The sequence below is a fragment of the Couchioplanes azureus genome (assembly GCF_014648355.1).
Classification (GTDB): domain Bacteria; phylum Actinomycetota; class Actinomycetes; order Mycobacteriales; family Micromonosporaceae; genus Actinoplanes; species Actinoplanes azureus.
Map to the genome: position 1 here is coordinate 352630 of NZ_BMQY01000002.1, position 24294 is coordinate 376923.

Annotated in this window: 18 protein-coding genes; 6 read left to right on the forward strand and 12 right to left on the reverse strand. The window is 75.0% G+C overall.

Annotated elements, in window-relative coordinates; all coding sequences use genetic code 11:
* Nucleotides 1-6 precede the first annotated feature (6 nt).
* The 7 genes from IEY99_RS08745 to IEY99_RS08775 all read right to left on the reverse strand — a co-directional run bounded on the left by IEY99_RS08745 (nt 7) and on the right by IEY99_RS08775 (nt 7925).
* Nucleotides 7-588 carry a sigma-70 family RNA polymerase sigma factor gene (locus tag IEY99_RS08745; protein ID WP_189201229.1) on the reverse strand — a complete coding sequence of 194 codons (582 nt, stop codon included), beginning with the start codon at nt 586-588 and terminating at the stop codon, nt 7-9.
* Between the two features lie 71 nt (nt 589-659).
* Nucleotides 660-1073: a YkvA family protein gene (locus tag IEY99_RS08750; RefSeq protein ID WP_189201230.1), complete on the reverse strand. Its 414-nt coding sequence runs from the start codon at nt 1071-1073 to the stop codon at nt 660-662.
* A gap of 43 nt (nt 1074-1116) precedes the next feature.
* Nucleotides 1117-1878: a thioesterase II family protein gene (locus IEY99_RS08755; protein ID WP_189201231.1), complete on the reverse strand. Its 762-nt coding sequence runs from the start codon at nt 1876-1878 to the stop codon at nt 1117-1119.
* A 6-nt stretch (nt 1879-1884) separates the two neighbouring features.
* A complete protein-coding gene (gene guaD / locus IEY99_RS08760) occupies nt 1885-3204 on the reverse strand; it encodes a guanine deaminase (protein ID WP_189201232.1) in 1320 nt (439 codons plus the stop codon).
* A complete protein-coding gene (gene xdhC, locus IEY99_RS08765; protein ID WP_189201233.1) occupies nt 3201-4049 on the reverse strand; it encodes a xanthine dehydrogenase accessory protein XdhC in 849 nt (282 codons plus the stop codon). The genes guaD and xdhC overlap by 4 nt, the downstream gene beginning before the upstream one ends.
* The gene (xdhB, locus tag IEY99_RS08770; protein WP_189201235.1) at nt 4042-6480 is read right to left on the reverse strand and encodes a xanthine dehydrogenase molybdopterin binding subunit; all 2439 of its coding nucleotides are present in this window, start codon (nt 6478-6480) and stop codon (nt 4042-4044) included. Before xdhB ends, xdhC begins: the two co-directional genes overlap by 8 nt.
* Nucleotides 6477-7925, reverse strand: coding sequence for a xanthine dehydrogenase small subunit (locus tag IEY99_RS08775; RefSeq protein ID WP_189201237.1), 1449 nt, complete (start codon nt 7923-7925; stop codon nt 6477-6479). The genes xdhB and IEY99_RS08775 overlap by 4 nt, the downstream gene beginning before the upstream one ends.
* Before the next feature lie 274 nt (nt 7926-8199).
* On the opposite strand from IEY99_RS08775, the gene IEY99_RS08780 reads away from it, so the two are divergent.
* A complete protein-coding gene (locus IEY99_RS08780) occupies nt 8200-9264 on the forward strand; it encodes a hypothetical protein (RefSeq protein WP_189201239.1) in 1065 nt (354 codons plus the stop codon).
* 23 nt (nt 9265-9287) lie between these two features.
* Here the strand turns inward: IEY99_RS08780 and IEY99_RS08785 are convergent, their stop codons facing one another.
* Genes IEY99_RS08785 through IEY99_RS08800 form a run of 4 tightly spaced genes read right to left on the reverse strand, consistent with a single transcriptional unit; the run spans nt 9288 to nt 14768 of the window.
* Entirely contained in the window at nt 9288-12365 is a 3078-nt protein-coding gene (locus tag IEY99_RS08785; RefSeq protein ID WP_189201240.1) for a coiled-coil domain-containing protein, read from the reverse strand.
* A complete protein-coding gene (locus IEY99_RS08790; RefSeq protein WP_189201242.1) occupies nt 12362-13021 on the reverse strand; it encodes a hypothetical protein in 660 nt (219 codons plus the stop codon). Before IEY99_RS08790 ends, IEY99_RS08785 begins: the two co-directional genes overlap by 4 nt.
* A complete protein-coding gene (locus IEY99_RS08795) occupies nt 13018-13557 on the reverse strand; it encodes a hypothetical protein (RefSeq protein ID WP_189201244.1) in 540 nt (179 codons plus the stop codon). Before IEY99_RS08795 ends, IEY99_RS08790 begins: the two co-directional genes overlap by 4 nt.
* Nucleotides 13554-14768: a hypothetical protein gene (locus IEY99_RS08800; protein WP_229798358.1), complete on the reverse strand. Its 1215-nt coding sequence runs from the start codon at nt 14766-14768 to the stop codon at nt 13554-13556. The genes IEY99_RS08795 and IEY99_RS08800 overlap by 4 nt, the downstream gene beginning before the upstream one ends.
* 110 nt (nt 14769-14878) lie before the next feature.
* Between IEY99_RS08800 and IEY99_RS08805 the strand changes: the two genes are divergently transcribed.
* From IEY99_RS08805 to IEY99_RS08825, 5 genes are all read left to right on the forward strand, one after another.
* On the forward strand, nt 14879-16840 hold the full coding sequence (locus IEY99_RS08805; RefSeq protein WP_189201246.1) for a methyl-accepting chemotaxis protein: 1962 nt from the start codon (nt 14879-14881) through the stop codon (nt 16838-16840).
* 63 nt (nt 16841-16903) lie between these two features.
* The gene (locus tag IEY99_RS08810; RefSeq protein ID WP_189201248.1) at nt 16904-18349 is read left to right on the forward strand and encodes a peptide MFS transporter; all 1446 of its coding nucleotides are present in this window, start codon (nt 16904-16906) and stop codon (nt 18347-18349) included.
* Nucleotides 18350-18556: 207 nt separating this feature from the next.
* Nucleotides 18557-20377 carry a phosphatidylglycerol lysyltransferase domain-containing protein gene (locus IEY99_RS08815; RefSeq protein ID WP_189201250.1) on the forward strand — a complete coding sequence of 607 codons (1821 nt, stop codon included), beginning with the start codon at nt 18557-18559 and terminating at the stop codon, nt 20375-20377.
* Nucleotides 20374-21534, forward strand: coding sequence for an alpha/beta hydrolase (locus tag IEY99_RS08820; protein WP_189201252.1), 1161 nt, complete (start codon nt 20374-20376; stop codon nt 21532-21534). Before IEY99_RS08815 ends, IEY99_RS08820 begins: the two co-directional genes overlap by 4 nt.
* A gap of 401 nt (nt 21535-21935) precedes the next feature.
* Nucleotides 21936-22304, forward strand: coding sequence for a response regulator (locus IEY99_RS08825; protein WP_189201254.1), 369 nt, complete (start codon nt 21936-21938; stop codon nt 22302-22304).
* A 6-nt stretch (nt 22305-22310) separates the two neighbouring features.
* Here IEY99_RS08825 and IEY99_RS08830 read toward each other — a convergent pair whose 3' ends face one another.
* Nucleotides 22311-24293 (reverse strand): S8 family serine peptidase, encoded by a 1983-nt coding sequence (locus IEY99_RS08830; protein ID WP_189201256.1) that lies wholly within the window; start codon nt 24291-24293, stop codon nt 22311-22313.
* Between the last annotated feature and the right edge of the window lies 1 nt (nt 24294).

Genomic DNA, 24294 nt, shown 5'->3' on the forward strand with positions numbered 1-24294 from the left:
GGTGGCTCAGCTCACGGCGGTGCGCGGCCCGCGGTCCCGGTCGTGCAGGGCCGAGACGAGGTCCGCGCGGGCGCGGGCGACCCGCGAGCGGATGGTGCCGACCGGACAGTCGCAGGCGTCGGCGGCCTCGGCGTAGGACAGTCCGGCGACCTGCGTCAGCAGGAACGCCTCGCGCCGCTCGGGGTCCAGCCGGTCGAGCAGGTCGGTGAGGGCGTGGTACTCGTCGAAGCGGTGCCGCCCGCGGGGACCGGCGGTGTCCGGGTCCTGCCGCCACTCGGCGATGGCGGCGAGCCGGGGGCGGCGCACGACCGTGCGTACGTGGTCGGCGGCGACGCGGCGTGCGATGGCGAACAGCCAGGTGCGGACCGAGGAGCGGCCGGAGAAGCCGGGCAGCGCCTTGATGGCGCGCAGGTAGGTCTCCTGGGTCAGGTCCGCCACGTCGGCGGGGGCGCTCAGCCGGGCGAGGAATCGTGCCACGTCCTGCTGGGTGGCGCGGATGAGGTGGCTCAGCGCGTCACGGTCGCCGTGCGCGCCGGCGTACGCGAGCGCGGCGAGATCCGTCGCGGGCGGGTCCGGGCGGCGGTTCATGTCTGCCGATGGTGGCGGGGCCCCCTCGATCCCCGGTCGACGCGTGGACGAGCGCGGGGCCGCCAGGCGCGTCAGGCGGCCGGTGTGGCGCCCGGCCGGGGCGGTCCCAGCAGCCGTTCGAGCAGCCGCGGCTCGCCCGGCCACGCGGCCAGCAGCACCTCGCGGGGCACCTGCCGGCCGGCGTAGCGCAGCGCCAGCGCGACCACGACGATGTCGTCGAGCGGCCCGATCACCGGGAGGAACTCCGGGATCAGGTCGATCGGACTCGCCAGCCACAGCCCCGCGATGACGATCGCCACCCGGGCCCGGCGCGGCACCCGCGGATCCTTGCGCAGCCGGCGCACGGTGGTGACGCAGTCCGGGATGAACGCGGCGAGGTCCCGCAGGACCCCGGGAGGGAGCCGGCGCGCCAGCACCACCAGCAGTGCCCAGCTCGCCACCACGCACGCCACGCCGATGCCGAGCCCGATCAGCCAGTTGCGCATGGTCCACCGTCCGCCGTGCCGAGTCCGCCCCGGTGATTGTCCGTCAAGCGGTGCGGCGGTTCTGCGGGACGGCGAGCTGGTCGCGGATCACCGTCAGGACGGCCGGGGCGTGGTCGAGCAGGAAGAAGTGCCCGCCGGGGAAGACCCGGACGGCGAAGGGCTCCTGCGAGTGCCGCTCCCAGTCGCGGGCTTCCTCGATCGTCGTGTGCGGATCGCGGTCGCCGGTCAGGACGGTGACCGGACACGGCGGCGGGCCGCCCGGCTTCCAGCGGTAGGTCTGGACGGCGCGGTAGTCGCTGCGCAGCGCGGGAAGGATCATCTCGAGGATGCCCGGCTCGTCGAGCAGCGCCGCGTCGGTGCCGCCGAGCCTGCGCAGCTCGGCGATGATGCCGGCGTCGTCGCGCGGCGGCGCGCTGTCGGGACGCAGCCGGTGCGGGGCGCGCCGTCCGGAAGCGAACAGATGCAGCGGCAGCCCCGGGTTGTCGCGCCGCAGCCGCCGGGCCACCTCGTACGCGACGATCGCCCCCATGCTGTGCCCGAAGAGCGCCAGGGGCCGGGGATCCCATCCCGCCATGGCGGAGTGCAGCCGGTCGGCCAGCACGGCGATGTCGTCGAGGCACGGTTCGCCGTGGCGGTCGTGGCGGCCGGGGTACTGCACGGCGTACACGTCGATGCCGGGGGCGAGGGCGCGGGACATGGGCGCGAAGAAGCTCGCCGCGCCGCCGGCGTGCGGGAAACAGACGAGCCGGGGTGCCGCGGGCTCCGCGGGCCGGAACCGCCGGAACCAGATGCTGTCGTCCGTCATGTCGTCCTAACTCGCCGAGGCGGCGCGCTCCACCCGGGCGGTCCCCGCCGCCACCGGCTCGCCGTCGATCCAGACCCGCGCCACATCGTACGGTGTGCCCAGTGCGAACACCTTGGCGAGCGCGTCCTCCGGTCCGGTCGCGTGCCGCATGCCGATGTCGAGCGGCGTACCCGGCGCCGGGCGCACCCAGACCGCGTCGAAGCGCCGCCCGACGCCGAGGTCGCCGATCTCCTCGCGCAGCCCGAGCGCCTCCGCGCCGGCCGCGGTGGCCAGGTGCAGCAGGTGCGCCGCGGTCAGCGCGACGCCGTCCGGGCCGCTCAGCCGTTGCAGCAGGTACGCCTGCAGACCCTCCTTGAACAGCGAGAAGCCGGTGCCCGCCCCGACGTCGGAGCCCAGCGCGACCGGCACCCCGTGGGCGAGATGGCGGTGCAGCGGGAAGAGGCCGCTGCCCAGCGCCGCGTTGCTGGTCGGGCAGTGCGCCACGCTCGTCCGCGCCTCGGCCAGCCGCTTCAGCTCGGCGTCCGTCGGGTGCACGTTGTGCGCGAGCACGCTGCGCCGGCCGACCAGCCCGTGCCGGTCGTAGCTGTCGAGGTAGCTGCCGCCGTCGAACAGCCGGCCGACGGTGGCCACCTCGTCGAGGTTCTCGTTGATGTGCGAGGTGAACCAGCTGTCCGGCAGGTCGCGGTGCAGCTGCCCGCACGAGGCGAGCAGGTCGTCGCTGCAGGACAGCGCGAACCGCGGGGTCACCGCGTAACGGCTGTGCCCGGTGCCGTGCCAGCGTTGCGCCAGGGCGCGGCCCTCGTCGTACCCGCGCCGGGCGGTCGTGTGCAGGTCCGCGCGCAGCATCCGGTCGCTGACCACGAGACCGCTGGTGACGCGCAGGCGGCTCGCGGCGGCCGCCTCGAAGAGGGCGTCCACCGCCGGGGCGAAGTGCGAACCGAAGACCAGGGCCGTGGTGGTGCCCGCACCGATCAGCGCGGTGACGAACTCGGCGGCGACGGCGCGGGCGTACTCCACCTCGGCGAGCCGTGCCTCCTCGGGCAGGGCGCACTGCTCCAGCCATTCCAGCAGCGGCATGCCCAGCGCGCCGATGACCCGTACCTGGGGGAAGTGGACGTGGGTGTCGACCAGGCCGGGCAGCAGGACACCGCCGGTCAGCTCCACCACCTCGGCCTCGGGGTGCCGCGACCGCAGCCGGGCGAAGCCGTCCCGGTCGACGATGACGCCGTCCTCGACGAGCAGGCCGGCGTCGGCGTCGGCGCGCAGCGCGCCACCGCGGAACGGGTCCTGCGGGGTGTCGATGGTCTGGGCACGGTAGAGGGTCATGTGTCGGCGTCCAGGGTCAGGGGAACGGCGGCGGCTGCCTCCCGTTCCATCGTGCGCAGCAGGTCGGCCGCCACGCTGACGGCGATCGTGGCGGGTTCCTTGCCCCGGATGTCCGGGAGCCCGATGGGGGTGGTGATGCGGGCGATCGCCGCGGCATCGTGGCCCTGCTCGGCCAGCCGGGCGCGGAACCGGGCCCATTTGCCCGCGGAGCCGATCAGGCCGACGGAACCGAACGCGCCGCCGCGCAGCACCGCGTCGCAGAGCGCGAAGTCCTCCGCGTGGTCGTGCGTCATGATCAGTACGTGGGTGCCCGGCGGCAGCTCCCCGAGCACGATCTCCGGCAGCACCGCCACCCGGTGCACGTGCACGCCGGCCACCGCGTCGGCGAGCACCGCCAGCCGGGCCTCGGTGAGCTGATCCGCGCGGGTGTCCACGAGGTGCAGCTCGATGTCGTGCCGGGCCAGGATGCGCGCGAGCTCGAGGCCCACGTGGCCGACGCCGAAGACGGCCACGGCGGGGACCACCGGCAGCGGTTCCAGCAGGACCGTGACCTCTCCGCCGCAGCACTGCACGCCGTGCTGGTACGGCGCCTTGTCCGACAGCGCCAGCGTGAACGTCTGCGGCACCGCGCCCGCCGTGCCCAGCAGCGCGCGGGCCCGGTCGATCGCGACGGCCTCCACGTTGCCGCCGCCGATGGATCCCCAGGTCCGCGTCGCGCCCACGACGAGCTTCGCGCCGGCGGCCCGGGGCGCGTGCCCGCGGACCGCGACCAGCGTGACCAGGACGCCCGGCTCCCGGACGGTCCGCAGGTGGGTGACCGCGCCGAGCCAGCCGCGGTCAGACACGACTCACCGCCTCGCCCACCCGTTCCGACTCGGGCCGCAACGGGTGCGCCCCGGCACCGGGCCCGGGCGGGGTGACGTCCGCTCGCGCCGTGTGCTCTCCCCCGGCGCCGGCCCGCGCCCGCTCGATCGCCCAGAAGACGGCCTCGGGCGTGGCCGGCGAGGCGAGCTCCACGCCGGTCCCGGCGGGGCCGAACGCGGCGGCCGCCTGGCGCAGCGCCTCGCGGACGCAGAAGGCCAGCATGAGCGGCGGTTCCCCGACCGCCTTGGAGCCGTAGACGACCCCGTCCTCCTCGGCGTCGGTCAGCAGCGTGACGCGGAAGTCCTCGGGCATCTCCGAGAAACTGGGCAGCTTGTACGTGCTGGCCGCCTGGGTGGCCAGCCGCCCGCGGGTGGCGCCGGCGCCGGTGTCCCAGCGCAGGTCCTCCAGGGTCAGCCAGCCCGCGCCCTGCACGAACCCGCCCTCGATCTGACCGACGTCGATCAGTGGCGACAGGCTGTCGCCGACGTCGTGCACGATGTCCACCCGCCGGGTGCGGTAGGCGCCGGTGAAGCCGTCCACCTCGACCTCGGCGGCGGCGGCGCCGTACGAGAAGTACTTGAACGGCGAGCCCTGCATCACCGAGGAGTCCCAGTGCAGCCCCTCGGTGCGGTAGTAGCCCGCCGCGAAGAGCTGCACCCGCTGGAAGTACGCGGCGCGGACGAGGTCGTCCCAGGCGACGCCGGTGGTGGCGCCGACACCTCGCGCGATGCCGCCGGCGAAGCGGACGTCGGCGGCGTTGACCCCGAGCATGGTGGCGGCGACCTGCGCGAGCCGCTCGCGGATCTGCTCGCAGGCGTGCTTGATCGCGCCGCCGTTGAGGTCGGCGCCCGAGCTGGCCGCGGTGGCCGAGGTGTTGGGCACCTTGTCGGTCCGCGTCGGCGCCAGCCGTACCCGGCCGGTCGGCAGGCCCAGGGCGGTGGCCGCCACCTGCAGCATCTTGGTGTGCAGGCCCTGGCCCATCTCGGTGCCGCCGTGGTTGATCAGCACCGAGCCGTCCTTGTAGACGTGCACGAGCGCGCCCGCCTGGTTGAACGCCGTGAAGTTGAACGAGATGCCGAACTTCACCGGCGTGACGGCCAGGCCCCGCTTCGTGTGCGGGTGCGCGGCGTTGAACGCCGCGATCTCTTCCTGCCGTGCGCGGATCGCACCGGTGTCGAGGACCTGGTCCCAGACCCGGTACAGCCGCTGCGGGTGCCGCACGGGCTGGCCGTACGGTGTGCTCTGCCCGGCCTGGTAGAAGTTGCGCCGGCGCAGCTCCACCGGGTCCAGGCCGAGCAGCGGCGCGCAGCGCCCGAGGATGTCCTCGATGACCAGCATGCCCTGCGGCCCGCCGAAGCCGCGGAAGGCCGTGCTGGACGTCTTGTGGGTGCGCGCGATGCGGCCGGTGAGCCGCACGTGCGGCAGCCAGTAGGCGTTGTCCGTGTGGCACAGCGCCCGCGCGAGCACCGGTTCGGAGAGGTCGAGGCTCCAGCCGCCGTCCGCGGTCAGCGTCGCGTCGAGCGCCTGCAGGCGGCCGGCGGCGTCGAAGCCCACCCGCCAGTCGACGTGGAAGCCGTGGCGCTTGCCGGACATGGTCATGTCCTGGGTACGGGTCAGCCGCAGCCGTACCGGACGGCCGGTGAGCGTCGCGCCGAGCGCCGCGATGGCCGCGAAGCCGTGCGGCTGCATCTCCTTGCCGCCGAAGCCGCCGCCCATCCGCAGGCACTGCACGGTGACCTCGTGGCTGGGCCGGCCCAGCACGTGCGCGACGATCTCCTGGGTCTCCGTGGGGTGCTGCGTGCTGCTCTGCACGAAGATCTGGCCCGCCTCGTCGACGTGCGCCAGCGAGCAGTGCGTCTCCAGGTAGAAGTGCTCCTGGCCGGCGAACTCGAAGTCGCCGCTGAACACGTGGGCCGCGCCCGCCATCCCGGCCTCGACGTCGCCGCGCACGATCTGCGGGGTGGCGCCCTGGAAGCTCTCCGCCTCGATCGCGTCCCGCAGGCTCACCACGGACGGCAGCGGTTCCACGTCGACCTCGACGGCGGCCGCACCCAGCCGCGCCGCCTCGTACGTCTCGCCGAGCACCCAGCAGACGGCGTGACCGAAGAACATCACCTCGTCCGGGAACAGCGGCTCGTCGTGCTTGACCCCGGCGTCGTTGACCCCGGGGACGTCGGCGGCGGTGAGCACCCGCACGACGCCGGGTACCCGCAGCGCGGGCTCGACCCGCAGCGCGGTGACCCGGGCGTGCGCGTGGGGCACCTGCACGGGGTGGGCGTGCAGCGCGTCCCTGGTGCGGTGGACCAGGTCGTCGGTGTACAGCGCCGCGCCGGTGACGTGCAGCGCCGCGCTCTCGTGCGGCACCGCGACGCCGACGGCGGGGTGCTCCGGGCGCTCGGACAGGGCGCTCATCCGGCCACCTCCTGCGGGCTCGGGTTCTCGGCGTACAGCTTGAGCAGGGCCTGGCCGAGCATCGCGGCGCGATATCCGGCGCTGGCCCGGTGGTCGTCCAGGGGCGTGCCCTCGCCGCGCAGCACCCGGGCGGCCGCCTCGGCGGTCTCCGCGGACCAGGGCCGCCCCTCGAGGGCCGCCTCGGTGGCCCGGGCCCGCAGCGGGGTGGCCGCCACGCCGCCGAGACCGATGCGCGCCCGCACGACCGTCCCGCCGGTGACCTCCAGCGCGAACCCGAGGGCGACGCTGGAGATGTCGTCGAAGCGCCGCTTCGCGATCTTGTGGAAGGCCGTGAGGCCGGCGAGCGGCAGCGGGATCCGCACCGAGCGGATGAGCTCGTCCGCGCGCCGGACGCTGCGCCGGTAAGCGGTGTAGTAGTCGGCCAGCGGCACCGCGCGCTCGCCGTCGGCGCCGGCCAGGACCACGTCGGCGTCGAGCGCCAGCAGCACCGGCGGGAGGTCGCCGATCGGGGACCCGGTGCCGAGGTTGCCCCCGACGGTCGCGCTGTTGCGGATCAGCCGGGAGGCGAACTGGGGGAAGAGCTGAGCGAGCAGCGGCACCCGCCCGTCGAGCCGGCGCTCGATCTCGGTGAGGGTGAGCGCGGCGCCGATCTCGACGTGGTCACCGTCCATCGTCAGCTCCCGCAGCTCGGGGAGCCGGTCGACGGCGACGACGCATCCGGCCCGCGCCCCGCGCAGGTTCACCTCGACGCCCCAGTCGGTCGAGCCCGCGACGACGGTCGCGCCGGGCCGCTCCCGCAGCAGCCGCAGCGCCTCGGACAGCGCGGCCGGGCGGACGAACTCACCGTCGTCGCGGCGTACCCGGGTGGCCCGCGCGGGTGCCGCCGGTTCCTGCCGGCGCCCGGCGAGCGGATCCTCCGGCGCCGGCGGCCCGAGCGCGTACGCGGCGTCGCGGATCGGCCGGTATCCGGTGCAGCGGCACAGGTTGCCGCTCAGCGCGTGCAGGTCGAACCCGTTCGGGCCGTGGTCGTCGCCGGCCGGGGTCCCCTCCGGCGCCGCCGCGCGGCCGGGCCGGTAGAACTCGGCGGCCATGCTGCAGACGAAGCCGGGCGTGCAGTACCCGCACTGGGAGCCGCCGCGGACCGCCATCTCGTGCTGGACCGGGTGCAGGCGCTCCGGGCCGCCCAGGCCCTCGGCCGTGACGACCTCCTGGCCGTCCAGCCCCAGCGCGGGCAGCAGGCAGGCGTTGACCGCCACCCACTCGGTGGGGCTGTCGACGCCGGGCCGCGCGACCAGCACGGCACAGGCGCCGCACTCGCCCTCGCCGCAGCCCTCCTTGCAGCCGGTGAGCCCCTGCTCCCGCAGCCACTCCAGCGCACTGGTGTGCGGCGCGACGTCCCCCAGCGCGAGGTCGCGCCCGTTCACCCGGATCCCGGCGGCGCCCATGATCAGCTCCCGTCAGCCGTCTTCACGTACATGTTTCCCCGGGCCCGTGCTTCTCCGGGCCGGAACATGGTTGACGGTTGACGCCGGGGCGGCTGGTTATCCATGTGAACAACCGCCCGAGCCGGTCCCGACTGTACAAGCCGCGGCCCGCCGTGGGTAGACGGCCCGCACCATCAGCGCATCCGCGTCGGACGACCCCCGTGACACCCGGCAGCGGGCGATGGGCGACACTGCGTCGCACGCAAGAGACGACAGTCGATGGAGGGGAACGTACATGCGCTTGTCGTTGCGGGGGGCTGCCGCCTTGGTGCTGGCGGCCGTGGCGGGTGTCGCCGGGGCGGCGCCCGCCCACGCCGCCGACCGGCCGGTGGTCTGGTCGCACGCCTCGGGCGAGCCGGTCGCCGTGACCGGCGACGCGGAGGTCCGGTTCGAGGCGTGGAGCGGCGCCCAGCTGGTCGTGGACTGCTCGTACGCGGGCAAGGCGCCGTGGGGCGAGCTGGTCGCCCCGTCGGGCCGGACCAGCCGGGTGGCGTGCGTGGACGGCGCGGAGGGCCGCCGGCACCGGTCGCTGGAGCTGTTGATGCTGTCCGAGGGCGGCGGGTACCGGATGACCTTCTCGTCGCCGGTGCACGCCACCTTCTGGATCTCCGCGCTGGACAACCGGGCCATCGTGCCGGCCGCGGGCGGCCTCGTGACGGAGCTGTCGCCCGGTGACGCGCCGCGCAACGCCGTCGTGGCCTTCCGGGCGCGCGCCGGTGAGCGGGTGTGGCTGGAGTGCCAGAGCAGGGAGTGGGGCCTCAAGACCACCCTGTTCGGCCCGGACCACAAGGAGTTCCCCCGGACGGCCGGCGCGTACTGCGCGCAGCACGACCCGCGGTGGGGCGACCCGGACGGCCCCTTCTTCCCGGTCGTCGACGACGCTCTGCCGGTCGGCGGAGAGTACCGGCTGGTCCTGGACTACGGCGAGTTCCGGCCGGCCTACCCGGCGAGGGTGAAGTTCTACCGGGTTCCGGCGGACCGGACCGGCACGCTGGCGGCGGACGGCAGCCCGCTCGCCCTCGACCTCGCCCCCGGGCAGAACGCCACGGTGACCTTCACCCTGGCGCAGGAGGGCTGGCCGGTCCTCCACTGTGCGCAGTCCACGTCGGAGTACGTGTCGGTCACCCTCCGCGCGGCGGACGGCAGCATCGGCATGGGCGAGACGTGCGACGGTGCCGAGCGGCGGCTGTACGACCCGTCCCGCTGGTGGGGGCAGGAGAAGCTGCCGGCGGGCACGTACACCCTGGACATCGATCCGTCCGACCGGGCCGCCGCCGCTCTGCAGCTGCGCCTCGGCTGACCCCGCGCCGCCCCCGCGAGCCGTCAGGTCGGCGGGGGCGGCCGGTAGGACGTCATCCACTCGGCGAGCAGCGCGATGCGGGCGGACTCCGCCTCGCTGCCGACGACGACGGGCGCCTGGTTGTACGGGAACGCGTCCGAGGTGCGCCGCAGTTTGATGTAGAGGCTCGACGCACCGATCGCGTAGCGTTCCATGTCGTCCTGCAGCGCGCCGACGACGCTGATCGCACGGTCCCGTCCGATGTTCTCGAACAGGGCGACGGCGTCCCGGCGGTGCGCGGCGCCGAGGTTGCGGCCCAGCTCGTCGAGGACGAGCAGCAGCGGCCGGTCGTGCGACCCGGCGAGCGCCGCGGCGCAGACCAGCTTCACCGCCTTGTCGTCCATCTGCGCGGTGTTGCCCCGCAGCCGGTACGACGACAGCGGCTTCCCCTCGCCCCGCCGCCAGCGCGGCGTGATCGTCCACTGCCACGGCTTCTGCGGGTCGGCCGGCGGTTCGGGTTCCGGGAAGTCGAGGCCGGCGCCGTACCCGCCGTACGCCTGGTCGAGCTGGTCGAACTCGGCCGCGACCCGCCGCAGCTTGGCCTTGATCGCCGTGGCGAGCGTCGCCCGCAGGGCGGCCGACGCGAGCTGCGCCTCGTGCAGGTGCGTCTCGGCGCTGTGCAGCGTCTGGGTGCGGACGGCGCGTTCGGTGTGGATCTGGTCGAGGGTCTGCTCGTCGATCTCGGCCAGCTCGTCGAGGTACGCGCCGACGATCCGCAGGACCTGCGGGACGAGCCGCAGGTGGGCGCCGGACCGGCGGTCGCGGCGTCGCTCGTCGACGACCTGCAGCTCCTCCGGTATCTGCTCGGCGGGCGTGTCCGCGGGGAAGCACGCCTCCCGGGCCCGATCGGCCTGGTACGCGCACAGGTCGTCCCACTCCGCCGTGCTGCGCTTCTGTTCCCGCTCGCCGAGGGTCAGCAGATGCCGCTCCGCCGAGGCGACGGTCCCCTGCCACGCGTCGTGCCGGCCGGGCAGGTCGAGCGTGGCCCGCTCCCCCGCCGTCAGCAGCCACGAGGCGTGCTCGTGCTCCCGCTCGCGGCGCAGCGCGTCCCGCTGGGCCCGGGCCGCGGTGATCCGCTGGTCGCGGGCGTTGCGCTCGCCGAGCGCCGCCTCGTAGCCGGCCCTGGACGCGGCGAGCCGGGCGGCGAGCGACTCCAGCGCCTCGCCGATCCTGGCGTTGCGGGCGCGCAGCTCCGCGACCTGGCCGTCGAGCGCGCCGGCCTCGATCGCGGCCCGGGCGGCCCGCACGTGCTCGCCCGAGCGGTCCCGGTCGCCCCGTGCCCGGCGGATGCCGTCGTCGGCGGCCTCGTCGGCGAGGGCGGCCCGGTGCAGCGCCTCCCGGGCGGCGTGGATGCGGCCGGCCCGGCCGGTGATCGCCTCGCCGAAGCCGGCCGTGCCGTGCACCCCCGCCGCGGTGTCGAGGTCGGCCGCGGCGTCGCCGGCGCGGTCGCGGAGCACGCCGAGGAACCGGTGGACCGTCAGCGCCGGGTCGGCCGCGGCGGGCAGGCCGGCCCCGGCGGGCAGGCCCGGCGGGTCCGCCTCGACCACCAGCGACCCCGGGACGTCGGCGAGGACCTTGACCGCCGGCGCGGCGTCGGCGACCACGACGGCATGCCGGTACGGCAGCAGCCGCGCCTCCCAGACCGGGCGTTGCTCCTCGGTGAGGCTGATCGCGTCGACGAGCGGGACACCGGTGATCCCGGCGGCGCGCAGCGCCCGCACCTGCGGGTCCGCGACGTCCTCGCCCCGTTCCGCGGCCGCGAGGGCCGCGCGGGCCCGGGTCACGGCCTGCTGGGTGACGCCCTTGTGCCGCTCGGCGTCGCGGATGGCGGCGGTGGCGTCACGCAGCTCCGTCTCGGCCTCGGCGAGCGTCCGGCCGTCGGCGGCGTCCGCGGCCGCCCGCAGCGTACGGATCCGGGCGGTGAGCTGTTCGAGCTGGCCGATGTGGTGGCTCTGCTGGGTGCGCAGGTCCTGGGCGGCGGCCAGGGCCTCCTCGTGCTCGGCGACCCGCCGGCGGTAGCTCGCCTCGAAGGTCGCGTCGTCCGCCAGCCGGGCCAGGTCGCCGGCCGCGGTCTCGATCTGCTCGTCGAGCTCGTCGCGGCGGGCCGCCAGCCGGTCCAGCTCCGCCGCCAGGTCCGCGTCCCGCGCGACACCGTCGACCAGGTGGCGGGCGCACCGCGACGTCCAGCTGTCGCGCGCCTCGGCCAGCAGCGTCCGGGCCTGCTCGCGGGAGCGGACGGCGTCCTCGACGACGGCCATCCGGTCGCTCCACTGCGCGTACTCCTGCCGGGCCTGCTGCGCGTCGACGGCGTGCTGGTGTTCCTGCTGTCGGGCCTGTTGCTCGTCGTCGATCTCGCGGTTCAGGCCGGTCAGCGCCCCGACCGCGGCGAAGATGCGTTCCGGGCTGAGCTCGTTCAGCGGCTGGGCCAGCAGGTTCGCCGTGAGGCTGGCCCGCACCGAGGTGGACAGGAACGACACGCACCGGACCGTGCCGCCGTACAGGGTCCGGGCGAGCCGGTTGGCCCGGATGTCGGTACGCCCGTTGCTGCGGGGCAGCTCGTCCCAGAGCCGGTCGGCGCCGCCGGCACGCTCGTTCTCGGTGTCGCCGTACGCGACGTGCAGGTGGGGCGCCCACCGCAGTTCCAGGTGCGGGGCCTGCCGGTTGATCCGCAGCCACACCGTCAGCGTGTCCGCCTCCAGCTCGGCGACGCAGTGGGCGCCCGGCGGGACGAAGACGCCGACGATGTAGCCGCGGTCGGCGTTGGCGTGCAGCGACTCCTGCCCGGCCAGCTCGGCGGTGAACAGCAGCTCGGCCGCGGCCTGGGCACCGGACTGCAGGCGCCACTGGTCGTCGGCGTGCAGCAGGCTGAGCCCGGCGATGAACGACGACTTGCCGGCGCCGTTGGAGTCCGACGGGCCCTGTCCGGCGACGGTGATCAGGCCCCGGGAGGTGATCGGCACCGGATGGGTCGACAGCCGGGAAATGTTGATCATCTGGATGCCGGCGAGCACCCTGGGCCCGACGAGATCGTCCACGTCCGGGCCGCTACCGGGTGCCGTCAACGCTGGTTCTCCCTGCTCGAGGTGCGGCACCGACGCCGGCGGACGGCGGCGGCGAGGGGGTGGTCCGGTGCGGCGGCGATGATCAGCTGGTCCTGCAGCCGGGCCCGCGCCGCCGGGGTCAGGCGCAGCAGTTGCGGGCCGGGCACGTACCCGCCGTCGGTGTCGCCGCCGCGGACCCGGCGCAGCACTCCGGCGGACACCAGCTTGCTCAGCGCGGCCTTGGCGGCCCCCGGCGGCACCTTGCCGGTCCGCAGGACGTCCTGCTCGGTCGCCGGGTACGTGCTCGTCCACTCGTCCTGGCCGAGCCGTTCCTCGCTGCGCGGGATCGCGACGGAGTACACCAGCACGAGCACCAGCACCGCCCGCTCGACCGCGGTCAGGGGCTGCCAGCCTCCGGCGGTCAGCTCCGCGGCGACGGTGTCGTCGTAGCCGGTGGTGAACCGCAGGGCGTCGACCTGGACGAGCACCCGGCCGGTGCGGCTCAGCAGCCGTTCGAGGCGCTCCCGGCCGGTCGGGTCGCGCAGGGCGGGAAGCTCCTGGCGATGAACCGGTTCGCGGGAGTGCTCCAGCAGCGCGTACGCCGCCTCGACCTGTTCGCGCTGGCGGTCGCTCAACGAGCCGAGCACCGCGTCGAACAGCGGGTTCGCGCCGGTCACCGTGCCTCCTGCCGCGCGCCGGGGACGGCGTCGGGGATCAGCCGCCACAGCTCCCGGAGCGTGCTGAGTTCCAGCGGGCCCCAGGTCGCCACCCGCGGCCCGAGCCGGACCGTACCCGGGGTCCGCAGCACCCATCGGGACGTCTCCAGGCGGCGCAGCCCGGCGGTCAGCAGCCGCTGCCGGCCGGTCCGGTCCCGGCCCGGGTGCAGCAGCTCCAGCACCCGGTCGACGTGGGCCAGGTCCGCGGGCCGTCCCGGCCACGGGTCCGTTCCCGGGTCGGGCCAGCAGCAGCGCAGGCACGCGGCGAAGACCCGCAGGGTGCCCGCGCTGTCCGGCAGGGTCGGGGCCGGCTGGCCGTACTCGGCGAGCACCTGCGGACCGGCGCCGGGCGCGACGGCCGGCAGGAACCACACCGACCGCGCGTCCGGCTCGACGAGCCGCACCATGCCCGCCGGGGACGCGGTGCCGGCCGGGGCCTGCTGCGGTCCACCGGATCGGACCTTCGCCCACCACAGGGCGGTCTCCCGCTCGTTCACGCCGGGACCGCCTGGTCGCCGCGGCGGCGCAACCAGCCGTCGGTGACCCAGGCCGGCTCGGACGCCGGGTCGATGCGCAGCCCGTCCTCCCAGGTGAGCGCGTACGGCAGCTCGGTGCGCAACTGGATCGCGGTCAGGTCGGACAGGACCCGCCGCGCGGCCGGCCAGTTCCCCGCGGCGGCCAGCAACTCGGCGACACCGACCCGGTCCCGGCTCCCGAGCAGCCGCTCCGCGCGGGCGGCGAGGACCTCCGCCTCGGTGTCGGCGGGTGCCGCGACCGGGCCGTCGTCCTCGATCCGCGGTCGCGGCGGCGGGGTGCGTCCGGCGTCGCCACGCAGGCCCTCCTCGACCGCGTCGAGCAGGTCGTCCGCCGTGAAGCACGGGTCCAAGGCGTCGAACAGCAGGCCGTCGGCCGCGGCCGCCAGCTCGTCCACGCTCGCGTCCCGGGCGAAGCTGCGCCACCGCTCGGCCGGGAGCAGCCCCAGCGCCCGGGTCCGGCCGGCCTGGTCGATCAGCCGGCGCGCGGCCGTGGTGACCGCGTCCCGGTAGGCGCCCAGCGCCATCCGCAGGTCGGTGCACTCGCTCAGCAGCTCCGGCCACCGGCTCGCCGAGCGGTTGTGGTAGAGCCGCGCCTGCTCCAGCAGCTCGCTGTTGCCCAGCATCGGCTGCGCCTGCGAGCGCAGCGACTCCACCGTCCCGCCCCGGGCCAGCTGCATGATCGGGTTGGCGAGCAGCCGGAACACGTGCGTCAGCTCGCGCAGGTGCGAGCGCGCGTCGTCGCGCGTGGTGGCGGGGTCGTCGGCCGCCAGCCGGGCGATCGACAGCATCCGGTGCAGCTCGCCGAGCCCGCCGGTCCGGGCCAGGCGGCGCAGGAACAGCAGCATCACGTACGGTGCGAACGCCGCCTGGTAGTACATCTCGTGCGGGCGCTCGTTGACCCGGGTCACCGCCCGGTACGAGCGCAGCACCTCGAACCGGCGCCGGACCGCCACCGCCGGCGCGTCCCCGCAGGCGGCGACGACCTGCTCCACGGTCAGCCCGGCCGGGCCCGCGTCCGCGAACGCCTGCAGGATCGACTCGTCGACGCGGACGGACTCGGGGTCGTCGACCATGCCGTTCGCCTCCCGGGCGAGGACGGCGAAGACCTGCCGATATACCCCCAGAACGGCGGAGCCGGCGGTCTGTTCCTCGAACGGCAGCGCGGAATTCACGGCCCGATTGTGCACTGCATCCTGCAGGCTCAGCGATCCAGGACGCCATGCCGATCTTTCCCTCGGGTGCCCGGGACCGCCCGGCCGCCCGTCGGACACCGGGAGGACCCGTGCACGGCATCCGTACCCGCCTCGTCGCGAGCGTGCTGGTCATCATCGCCGTGGCGCTCGGCGCGCTGGTCGCGATCACCACCGTGCGCACGACCGCCCTGAGCCAGCGGCAGGCCGCGGAGCACATGGAGGAGCTGGCCCGCCGGGAGGCCGGCCAGGTCGGGGCCCGGATCGACGTGGCCGTGCACGCCGCCCGGGAACTGGCCGGGGCGATGGTCACCCTCAAGGCCGCCGGGATCACCGACCGGACCGCGGTGAGCCACCTGGTGCGCGACACCCTCGGCCGGCACCCGGAGTTCGTCGGCATGTCCACCGGCTGGGAGCCCGACGCCTTCGACGGCCGCGACGCCGAGTTCCGCGGCAAGGCGCCGAGCGACGCCACCGGCCGCTTCATCCCGTACTGGTACCGCGACGGCGAGGCGCTCGAGGCCGACCCGCTGGTGGACTACGAGACGCCCGGCGCCGGCGACTGGTACCTGGTGCCCCGCAAGACCGGCAAGAGCATGGTGGTCGACCCGTACGTCTACCCGATCAACGGCAAGGACGTGCTGATGACGACCGCCACCGCCCCGGTCATGGTGGACGGCAAGTTCGCCGGGGTGGTCACCGTGGACCTGGCGCTGGCCGAGCTGAGCGCCGAGCTGGGCGCCCGCCGGCCGTACGGCACCGGGTACCTCTCGCTGGTCACCGCCGGCGGCGTGGTCGTGACCCATCCCCGCGCGGAACTGCTCGGCAAGCCGCTGACCGGGGACGTCGCCGGCCGGGTCCCCGCCGCCCTGGGCGAGGCCGGCGCCGCGCGCTGGACCGGCCGCGACCAGCATCTGGGCGAGGACGCCACCGCGGTCGTCGCCCGCGTCGGGCTCGCCACCGGCGACTCCTGGGCGCTGCTGGTCGCGGTGCCGGACGCCTCGATCACCGCGCCGGCGGACGCGCTGCGCACGTGGCTGCTGCTCGCCGCCGCGCTGGCGTTCCTGGTCGCCGGCGTCGTGGTGTGGGTGCTCGGCACCCGGCTGACCCGGCCCCTGCTGTCGCTGCGCGACCGGCTCGCCGAGATCGCCGCCGGGGAGAGCGACCTGAGCCAGCGGGTCGACGAGTCGCGCCGCGACGAGATCGGCCAGCTCGGCGCCGCGTTCAACCGCTTCACCGGCAAGATCGCCGACGTGGTGCGCCGCATCGACGAGCAGGCCGAGCAGGTGTCCACCTCGGCGCGGTCGCTCAGCACGATCAGCGACCAGCTCCGGGCCAACGCCGCGCAGACCGCCGAGCGCGCCGACGTCGTGGCCGAGGCGGCCGGGCGGGTGTCCGGCAACATCACCACCGTGACCGTCGGCGCCGGCGAGATGGGCGCCTCCATCCGGGAGATCTCGGCCAGCACCGCGGAGGCCGCCCAGGTGGGCGGCCGGGCGACCGAGGCCGCCCGGGCCACCACGCAGACCGTGGCGAAACTGGGCGAATCCTCCGTACAGATCGGCGAGGTGGTCAAGGCGATCACCAGCATCGCCGAGCAGACCAATCTGCTGGCACTGAACGCCACCATCGAGGCGGCCCGCGCCGGCGAGGCCGGCAAGGGCTTCGCCGTGGTCGCCGGCGAGGTCAAGGACCTGGCCCAGGACACCGCCCGGGCGACCGAGGACATCACCCAGCGGGTCCAGGCCATCCAGTCGGACACGCACGCCGCCGTCGCCGCCATCGAGGAGATCGTCCACGTGGTGACCCGGATCAACGAGCTGCAGACCACGATCGCCGGGGCCGTCGAGGAGCAGACCGCCACCACGCAGGAGATGAGCCGCAACGTCGACGAGGCCGCGTCGGGCTCGGCGGACATCGCCGCGACGATCGGCTCGGTGGCCGAGGCCGTGCAGCACACCACCGCGGGCAGCGCCGACACCGGCCGGGCCGCCGAGGAGCTCGCCGGCCTCGCCGCGCAGCTCAAGACGCTGGTCGGCCAGTTCCGCGCCTAGCCGGGCCGGCATCGATCGACGTCCGTCGTTTGCCCTACGGGGGCCGGGGGTAGCGCCTGGGCCATGACGGTGACGCGGGAGAAGACCTTCTTGGGGCAGCCCCGGGCGCTCGCCCACCTGTTCGGGGTGGAGCTGTGGGAACGGTTCTCGTTCTACGGCATGCAGGGCATCCTGCTGATCTACCTGTACTACCCGGCCGCCGACGGCGGCCTGGGGATCGGCGAGGACACCGCCACCAGCATCGTGGGCGCGTACGGCGGAGCCGTCTACCTGTCGACGATCCTCGGCGCCTGGGTCGCCGACCGGCTGCTGGGCTCCGAACGCGTCCTGTTCCTCAGCGCGGTGCTGGTGATGTGCGGGCACCTCGCGCTGGCGCTGCTGCCGGGGCTGCCGGGCGTCGCCGCGGGCCTGGTGCTGATCGCGGTCGGCAGCGGCGGCGTGAAGGCCAACGCCACCTCGCTGGTGGGCACCCTCTACGACGAGCACGACGAACGCCGCGACGCGGGCTTCTCGCTGTTCTATCTGGGCATCAACCTCGGTGCCCTGGCCGGGCCGCTGCTGACCGGGCTGCTGCAGAAGAGCGCCGGCTTCCACGTCGGCTTCGGCCTGGCGGCGGTCGGCATGGCCATCGGCCTCGCACAGTACGCCGCCGGCCGGCGCCGACTGCCCGAGTCGGCGAACGAGGTGCCCCATCCGCTGCCCGCCGGCAGGCGGGCGACGGCCGCCGGCGCGTTCGGCGCCGTCCTGGCGGCGGTCGTGGTCCTGGCGGTGACCGGCGTCCTGGCCGCGGACCGGCTCGCCACCGTCGTCGTGGTGGTCAGCGCGGCCGCCGCCCTCTGCTACTTCGTGGTGATCCTCGCCAGCCGCGAGGTCACCGCGGTGGAGCGGCGGCGGGTCTACGCGTTCATCCCGATGTTCCTCGCCAGCGCCGCGTTCTGGTCGCTGTACCAGCAGCAGTTCACGGTCGTGACGCTCTACTCCGACCAGCGGCTCGACCGGACGGTTCTGGGCTGGGAGATGCCGGTGTCCTGGGTGCAGTCGATCAATCCGGTGTTCGTCATCCTGCTCTCCGGGGCCTTCGCCGCACTGTGGACACGCCTCGGCGACCGCCAGCCGTCGTCCCCGGTGAAGTTCGCCACCGGTACGGCGATCATGGGTGTCGCCTTCCTGCTGTTCCTGCCGCTCGCCGGGGGCGGGCCGAACAGCGCGCCGCTGCTGGCCCTCGCCGGGATCCTCTTCGTCTTCACCGTGGCGGAGCTCCTGCTGTCGCCGGTCGGGCTGTCCCTGGCCACCAAGCTCGCTCCGCGCGCCTTCCACACCCAGATGGTGGCCCTCTTCTTCCTGTCCGTGGCGCTGGGCACCGCCCTGTCGGGCACCCTGGCCCGCTACTACAGCGCCGACGCCGAGGTCGCGTACTTCGGGGTGCTCGGCGTCGTGGCGATCGTGCTGGGACTGGCGCTGGCGCTCGCCGCGCGGCCGATCTCCCGGCTGATGGGCGGCGTCCGGTAGGCGACGGAGCGTGAGCGGCCGGGCGCCGCTACGTACACAGAACGAGGTCCGCTCCATCTAACGGTGGAGAACCCGCGCGCCGGGTCTGCTCTTCGACCGATGCCCGGGGTAGCGCGCTGATGGCACTCTCTCGTCGACCGGCAGATCTTGGCGTCGATGGACCGACGCGGATCGCCGGACATCGGACGGTTCGACGGGGAGGCATTCGTGGCGCGACAGGATGGCGGTACGACGGCGGTGGAGGAGCAGGCCGCACCGCGGTCCGCTCGCTGGCGCACGTGGCGCCGGCGGGTACCGGCGGTCGCCGCCGTGCTGTGCGGCATCGTCGGCACGCTGGGCATCCTGGCCGCCCTCGGCGCGGTCCGGGCCGAGCTCGCCGGGGACGCGACGCTGTGGTCCGGGTTGCCCGCCATGAGTACGGCCGCGGGCGGCGTCCTGTACCTCGTCGTGGCCCGTGGCCTGAGCCGCCGGCAGCGCGCCGCCTGGGTGTGGCTGGTGTGCCTGATGACGGTCACGATCGTGCTGACGGCCGCCGGGGCGCTGGTGGACAGCGGGCACCGCTACGGCGGGCACGGCACCGGGCTGCGCCTGGGCGTCGGCGTGCTGCTGCTGGCCGCCGTGGTCGCCGCGGGCGGCGAGTTCCCGGTGACCCGGCCGCGGGCCCGCCGGTCGGCCACCGCGCTGCTGGCCTCCCTCGCGGTGCTGGGGCCGGTCGCGAGCTGGTTGATGCTGACGGCGTTCAGCCCCGGCACCGCCAGCGGCACCCACCGCGCCCTCTGCGGCGCCTGGTACCTGGTACGCGGGCTGGTGGGCGTCCGGCAGCCGCAGCTGCACGCGGCCCCGCCGGGCTGGATCCCGGTGACCGCCGGCCTCGCCGGTGCCGCGATCGTGATCCTCGCGGCGTACCTGAGCCTGCGCCCGGGTCGCGCCACCGGGCAGGCGGCGAGCACCCAGCAGCCGCGGCTGCGCGAGCTGCTGACCGCGCACGGCGGTCAGGACTCGCTCGGCTACTTCGCCCTGCGCGACGACAAGACCAGCATCCTGTCCGCCACGGGCAAGTCGGCGGTCTGCTACCGCGTGGTCAACGGGGTGAGCCTCGCCTCCGGCGACCCGATCGGCGTCCAGGCGGACTGGCCGGTCGCCATCGCGGCCTGGCGCGAGCAGGCCGAGGCCAACGGCTGGATCCCGGCGGTCCTGGGCGCCAGCACGGCCGGCGCGCGAGCCTACTCCCGGGCGGGCCTGCGGGTACTGGAGATCGGCGACGAGGCGGTGCTGCACACCGGCGAGTTCAGCCTGGACGGCCGGCCGATGCGCGCGGTCCGCCAGGCCGTGCACCGCGTCCGGCGGGCCGGGTACGAGGTGCGCATCCACCGCGTCGGCGACGTCGCACCCAGCACGATGGACGAACTGTCGCACTACGCCGACCAGTGGCGGGACGGATCCGTGGAGCGCGGCTTCTCCATGGCCCTGGGCCGCTTCGCCCACCCGGACGACCTGGAGTACGTGGTGGCCGAGGTGCGCGACGCCGAGGGCCGGCCCGCGGGCGTGCTCGGCTTCGTCCCGTGGGGCGCCGACGGCCTCTCGCTCGACCTCATGCGCAAGGACCCGGACAGCCCCAACGGCATCTTCGAGTTCATGATCGTGGAGCTGCTGGCGCGCGCCGAGGCGATGGGCGTCCGGCGCGTCTCGCTCAACTTCGCCATGTTCCGCTCGGTCTTCGCCCGCGGCGAGCAGCTCGGCGCCGGCCCGCTGCTGCGCGGGTGGCGCGGCCTGCTCCTGTTCGCCTCCCGGTGGTGGCAGCTCGAGTCGCTCTACCGGGCCAACGTGAAGTACCAGCCCAGCTGGGTGCCCCGCTTCATCTGCTACCCGCGCGGCCGGGACCTGCCCCGGGTCGCCCTGGGTGCCGCCATCGCCGAGGGGTTCGTCACGCCGCCCGGACGCCGCGGTGCGGTTCCGGCGCCCCGCGCCGAGGCCGTCGCCCCGGCGGTGCTCCCCCGCTCGGCCACGCCGACGGGAGTGTCCCGGTGAGCGACATCGTCATCACCAGCGGCTGGGTGATCGCCCTGGTGATCGCCCTGACCGTGGCCGCCGCGGTGGCCACCGCGAAGTTCTGGGACCGGGGCCGGTTCCGCACCCTGCACCGCGCCTTCGGGCTGCTCGTCGTCCAACTGCTGGTGCTGCTCAGCATCGGCGCCGTGATCAACCGGGGGGCGAACTTCTACGTCACCCTCGGCGAGCTGTTCGGCCAGGGCAAGGAGGACAGCTACGCGGCCTCGCTCCCGCAGCAGGCGCCGACGTTGTCCGCCGACGGCGCCGGCCAGGACGGTCTCGCCCGCTGGATCGCCGACCATCCCCCCAGGCCCGGCCAGGGCACCCTGATCCCCGCCATGCTGGCCGGCCCGCGCACCGGATACCGCCTCCCGGCGCAGATCTACCTGCCCCCGGGCTACGCCACCACTCCCGCGACCCGCAAGTTCCCCGTCGTGCTGTTCCTGGCGGGCTACCCCGGCACCCATTACAGCTGGTCCAAGAGCGTGGGCGTGCCGGCCGCACTGGACCGGGCGATCGGCGCGAAGCACCTGGCACCGGTGATCGCCGTCCTGGCCGAGCAGGACCCCGTCCGCGGCCGGGACAGCGAATGCGTCGACTCCGCCCACGGCATCCGGGCCGACACGTACCTCTCCAGCGACGTGCCGGACGTGGTAGGCCGCCACTTCCGGGCGGCGAGCGGCCGGGGGAACTGGTCCGTGGTGGGCTACTCGACCGGCGGCTTCTGCGCGGCCAACCTGGCCCTGCGCCACCCGGACAAGTTCTCCGCCGCCGGAGTCCTGTCCGGCTACTTCCGGCCGATCGTCGACCGGTCGACCGGCGACCTCTACAAGGGAGACCTCGACCTGCGCCGCGCCAACGACCCCCGGATCCTGATCGGCCAGCGCCGGCCCGCGCCGACGCACCTGTTCCTCTTCGCCGGAACGGGCGACCGCGAGGCCCTCGAGGACCTGAAGGCCTTCGCGCCGCTGGTCCACGCCCCGGACACGGTCAAGGTCGTCGACGACCGGCCGGGCGGGCACAACTTCGCCACCTGGAACGCGGTCCTGCCCGACCTGTTCCAGTGGCTGAACCGGACGCTCGGCAGCGCCGGCCCGCAGGACACGGGAACGGCGACCCTCAGCCGCCCACAGTGATCCGGTATTCCAGCGGCTGCTCGCTCCGGTTGCCGGAGCGGTCCACCGCCACCGCGCGCAGGACGTGAGCCCCCGGCGGCCTGCTCGGCTACCCCTCCGGCGCGGCGGCCGGTCACGTCGTGCGCGCCCACCTCGGCGGCGTGGGACCACGCCCCCGCGTCGCGCAGCCGCACGGAGTCGCCGATCCGGGTGTGGCGCTTCTCGGGCGCGCCCCCGGCGATCGCCGCCGCGGCACACGACCGGAACCTGCGACATCAACCCCGTCGACCGGTTCGCGCGGCACAGAGGTGTCAGGCGACGACCGGTGGCGATCTCCCGGTGCCCGCGGCGCCGGAGTCGGCGAAACGGGCGAGAGCGGGCCCCCGATGCCTCATACTCTGGGCAGACACAGGAAGGGCGCCATGGCTTTGATAATGGTGGTCGACGACGACGTCGACGTGCGGGATCTCATCGAGCTGACCCTGCGCACCGACGGCCACGACGTCCTGTCCGCGAACGACGCGCCCGAGGCGCTGACCGCGATGCGGGAGAACCAGCCCGATCTGCTGGTCACCGACCAGATGATGCCGGGCATGACGGGTCTGGAGCTGATCCGGGCCATGCGCGAGGACCACACCATCGCCGAGATCCCGGTGATCCTGCTGACCGGCGCCGACAAGCACCGCGACCTGTTCTCGGTGGACCGCTGGCTGGAGAAGCCGTTCAGCCCCGCCCGGCTCCGGTCGCACGTGCAGGCCCTGCTGAACCGCAGTGCCTCGCACCGCTCCTGAGGCGGGTCAGAGCCGTACGGTCGCGCTGACCGTCCCCGCGACGGCGGGCGTCGTCGTCACCACGACCCGGTAGAGCGATCCGGTCCGCAGGCGCGCGACGGTGCGTCGCTCCGTCGCGCGGTAGGTGACCACGGTCACCCACGACCGGCCGTCGAGGCGCTGCAGGCGCGCCGTCTGCCCGGCCACGCCCCGGATGGTCGCGGTCACCGCGCCTCGGCCGCTCTTCGCCAGGCGTACGACCGTACGCGGCAGGTAGGTGAACGTCGCCGACGAGACCTGCGGCGAGCTCGCCGTCGCGGACACCACCAGCCGCACCGAGTAGCGGCCGGTGACCGCCTGGGTGTGGCGCACGGTGCCGGTGTCGGACGTGGCGGTCGCCGTGCAGCGGAAGGCGCCGGTCACGGCGGCCACGCAGAGCGACGCGGGCCGGCGTGCCCAGGGCTGTCCCCCGGCGGTCACGGTGAACGTCGTGGTGACCACGCTCCCGTAGGTCACCGTGCTGGCCGGGCCCTTGCCGGACACGACGGGCACCGCCCGGCCGGGCGATGGTTCCGGCGCCGGCGTGCCGCTCGGCGGGGGCGTCACGGTCGGGCTCGACGTCGGCGTGGTGACGGGGGCGGGGGTGCCGGTCGCCGTGGCGGTCGGCGACGGGACCGGGGGCGGCTGGGCCGCGGTCGGCACGACCGTGGGCGGCGTGGTCGTCGCGACGGCCGTGGGCTCCGTGGCCGGGGGTGCCGGCGGCGCGGTCGCCGGGACCGCGGCGAGGGCCTCCACCGGGTCGATCCGGCCGAAGCCGTAGTCGGGGTCGTGTCCGGCGGTGCCGAGGTCGGTGGCGGTGCCGGTCAGCGCCTGCTCGACCGCGTCCGGGGTCAGGGCCGCCGCGGCGCCCTTCAGCAGCGCGGCGACCGCGGCGACGTGCGGTGCCGCCATCGAGGTCCCGCTCATGCGTCCGTAACCGCCCGCGGCGACCGGGACGGTGCTGAGGATGCCCGAGCCGGGCGCGGCGACGTCGACGTAGCCGCCCTGGTTGGAGAAGCTGCTGTACTGGTCCGCCGAGTCGGTGGAGGCGACCGCGATGACGCCCTCGTCGGCGGCCGGCCAGGAGACGGGGCTGCCGGCACTGCGGGAGTTGCCCGCCGCCGCGACCACGACCACGCCGTGGGCCCGGGCATAGGCGACGGCGTTGCTGACCGACGCCACCTGGCTGGTCGAGCCCAGCGACAGGTTGATGACCTGGGCGCCCCGGTCCGTGGCGTAGACGATGCCGGCCGCCACGTCGGACATGGCGCCGTTGCCCTGCGCGTCCAGGGCGCGTACGGGCAGGATGCGGGCATCGGGCGCGATGGCCGACACGCCGACGCCGTTGCCGGTGACCGCGGCGATGGTGCCGGCCACGTGGGTGCCGTGGCCGTTCGGGTCCGCGCTGGTGCCGGACGTGTCCGCGACCAGGTCGATGCCGGGCAGGACGCGCCCGCCCAGATCGGGATGGCCGGCCTCCACGCCGCTGTCGACGACCGCCACGGTGACCCCGGCGCCGGTGGAGCGCTGCCACGCGGTGGCGATCCGCAGCTTGGCGAAGTCCCACTGCGAGCTCCGGTACGGGTCCGCGCCGGCCGGGACGCCCAGCTGCCGGACGGGGGCGTCGAGCTCGACGGCGAGCGCGCCCGGCACCGCCTGCCCGGCGCGGATCAGTCGCTGCGCCTGCTCCCGACCGGTCGCGCGCCGGGTCGTCACCACCGGGCGGCCGGTGGCGTCCAGTGCGGTGGTGACGATGTCGACCGGCTGGTCGGCACCGATCCGCTCGGGCAGCAGCTCGTCCGGGCTCTCGGTGAGCCCCGAGGTCACCGGGGTCCAGACGGGGGCCGGTCCCGCGGCCGGGCCGGTCGCCGCCGGCGCGGAGGCGATGCCGGCCGGCCCGGCCGCCACGGCGGCGGCCAGCGCACCGGCGGCGAACCCGGCCACCACGACGCGACGCAGTACGACGGACATC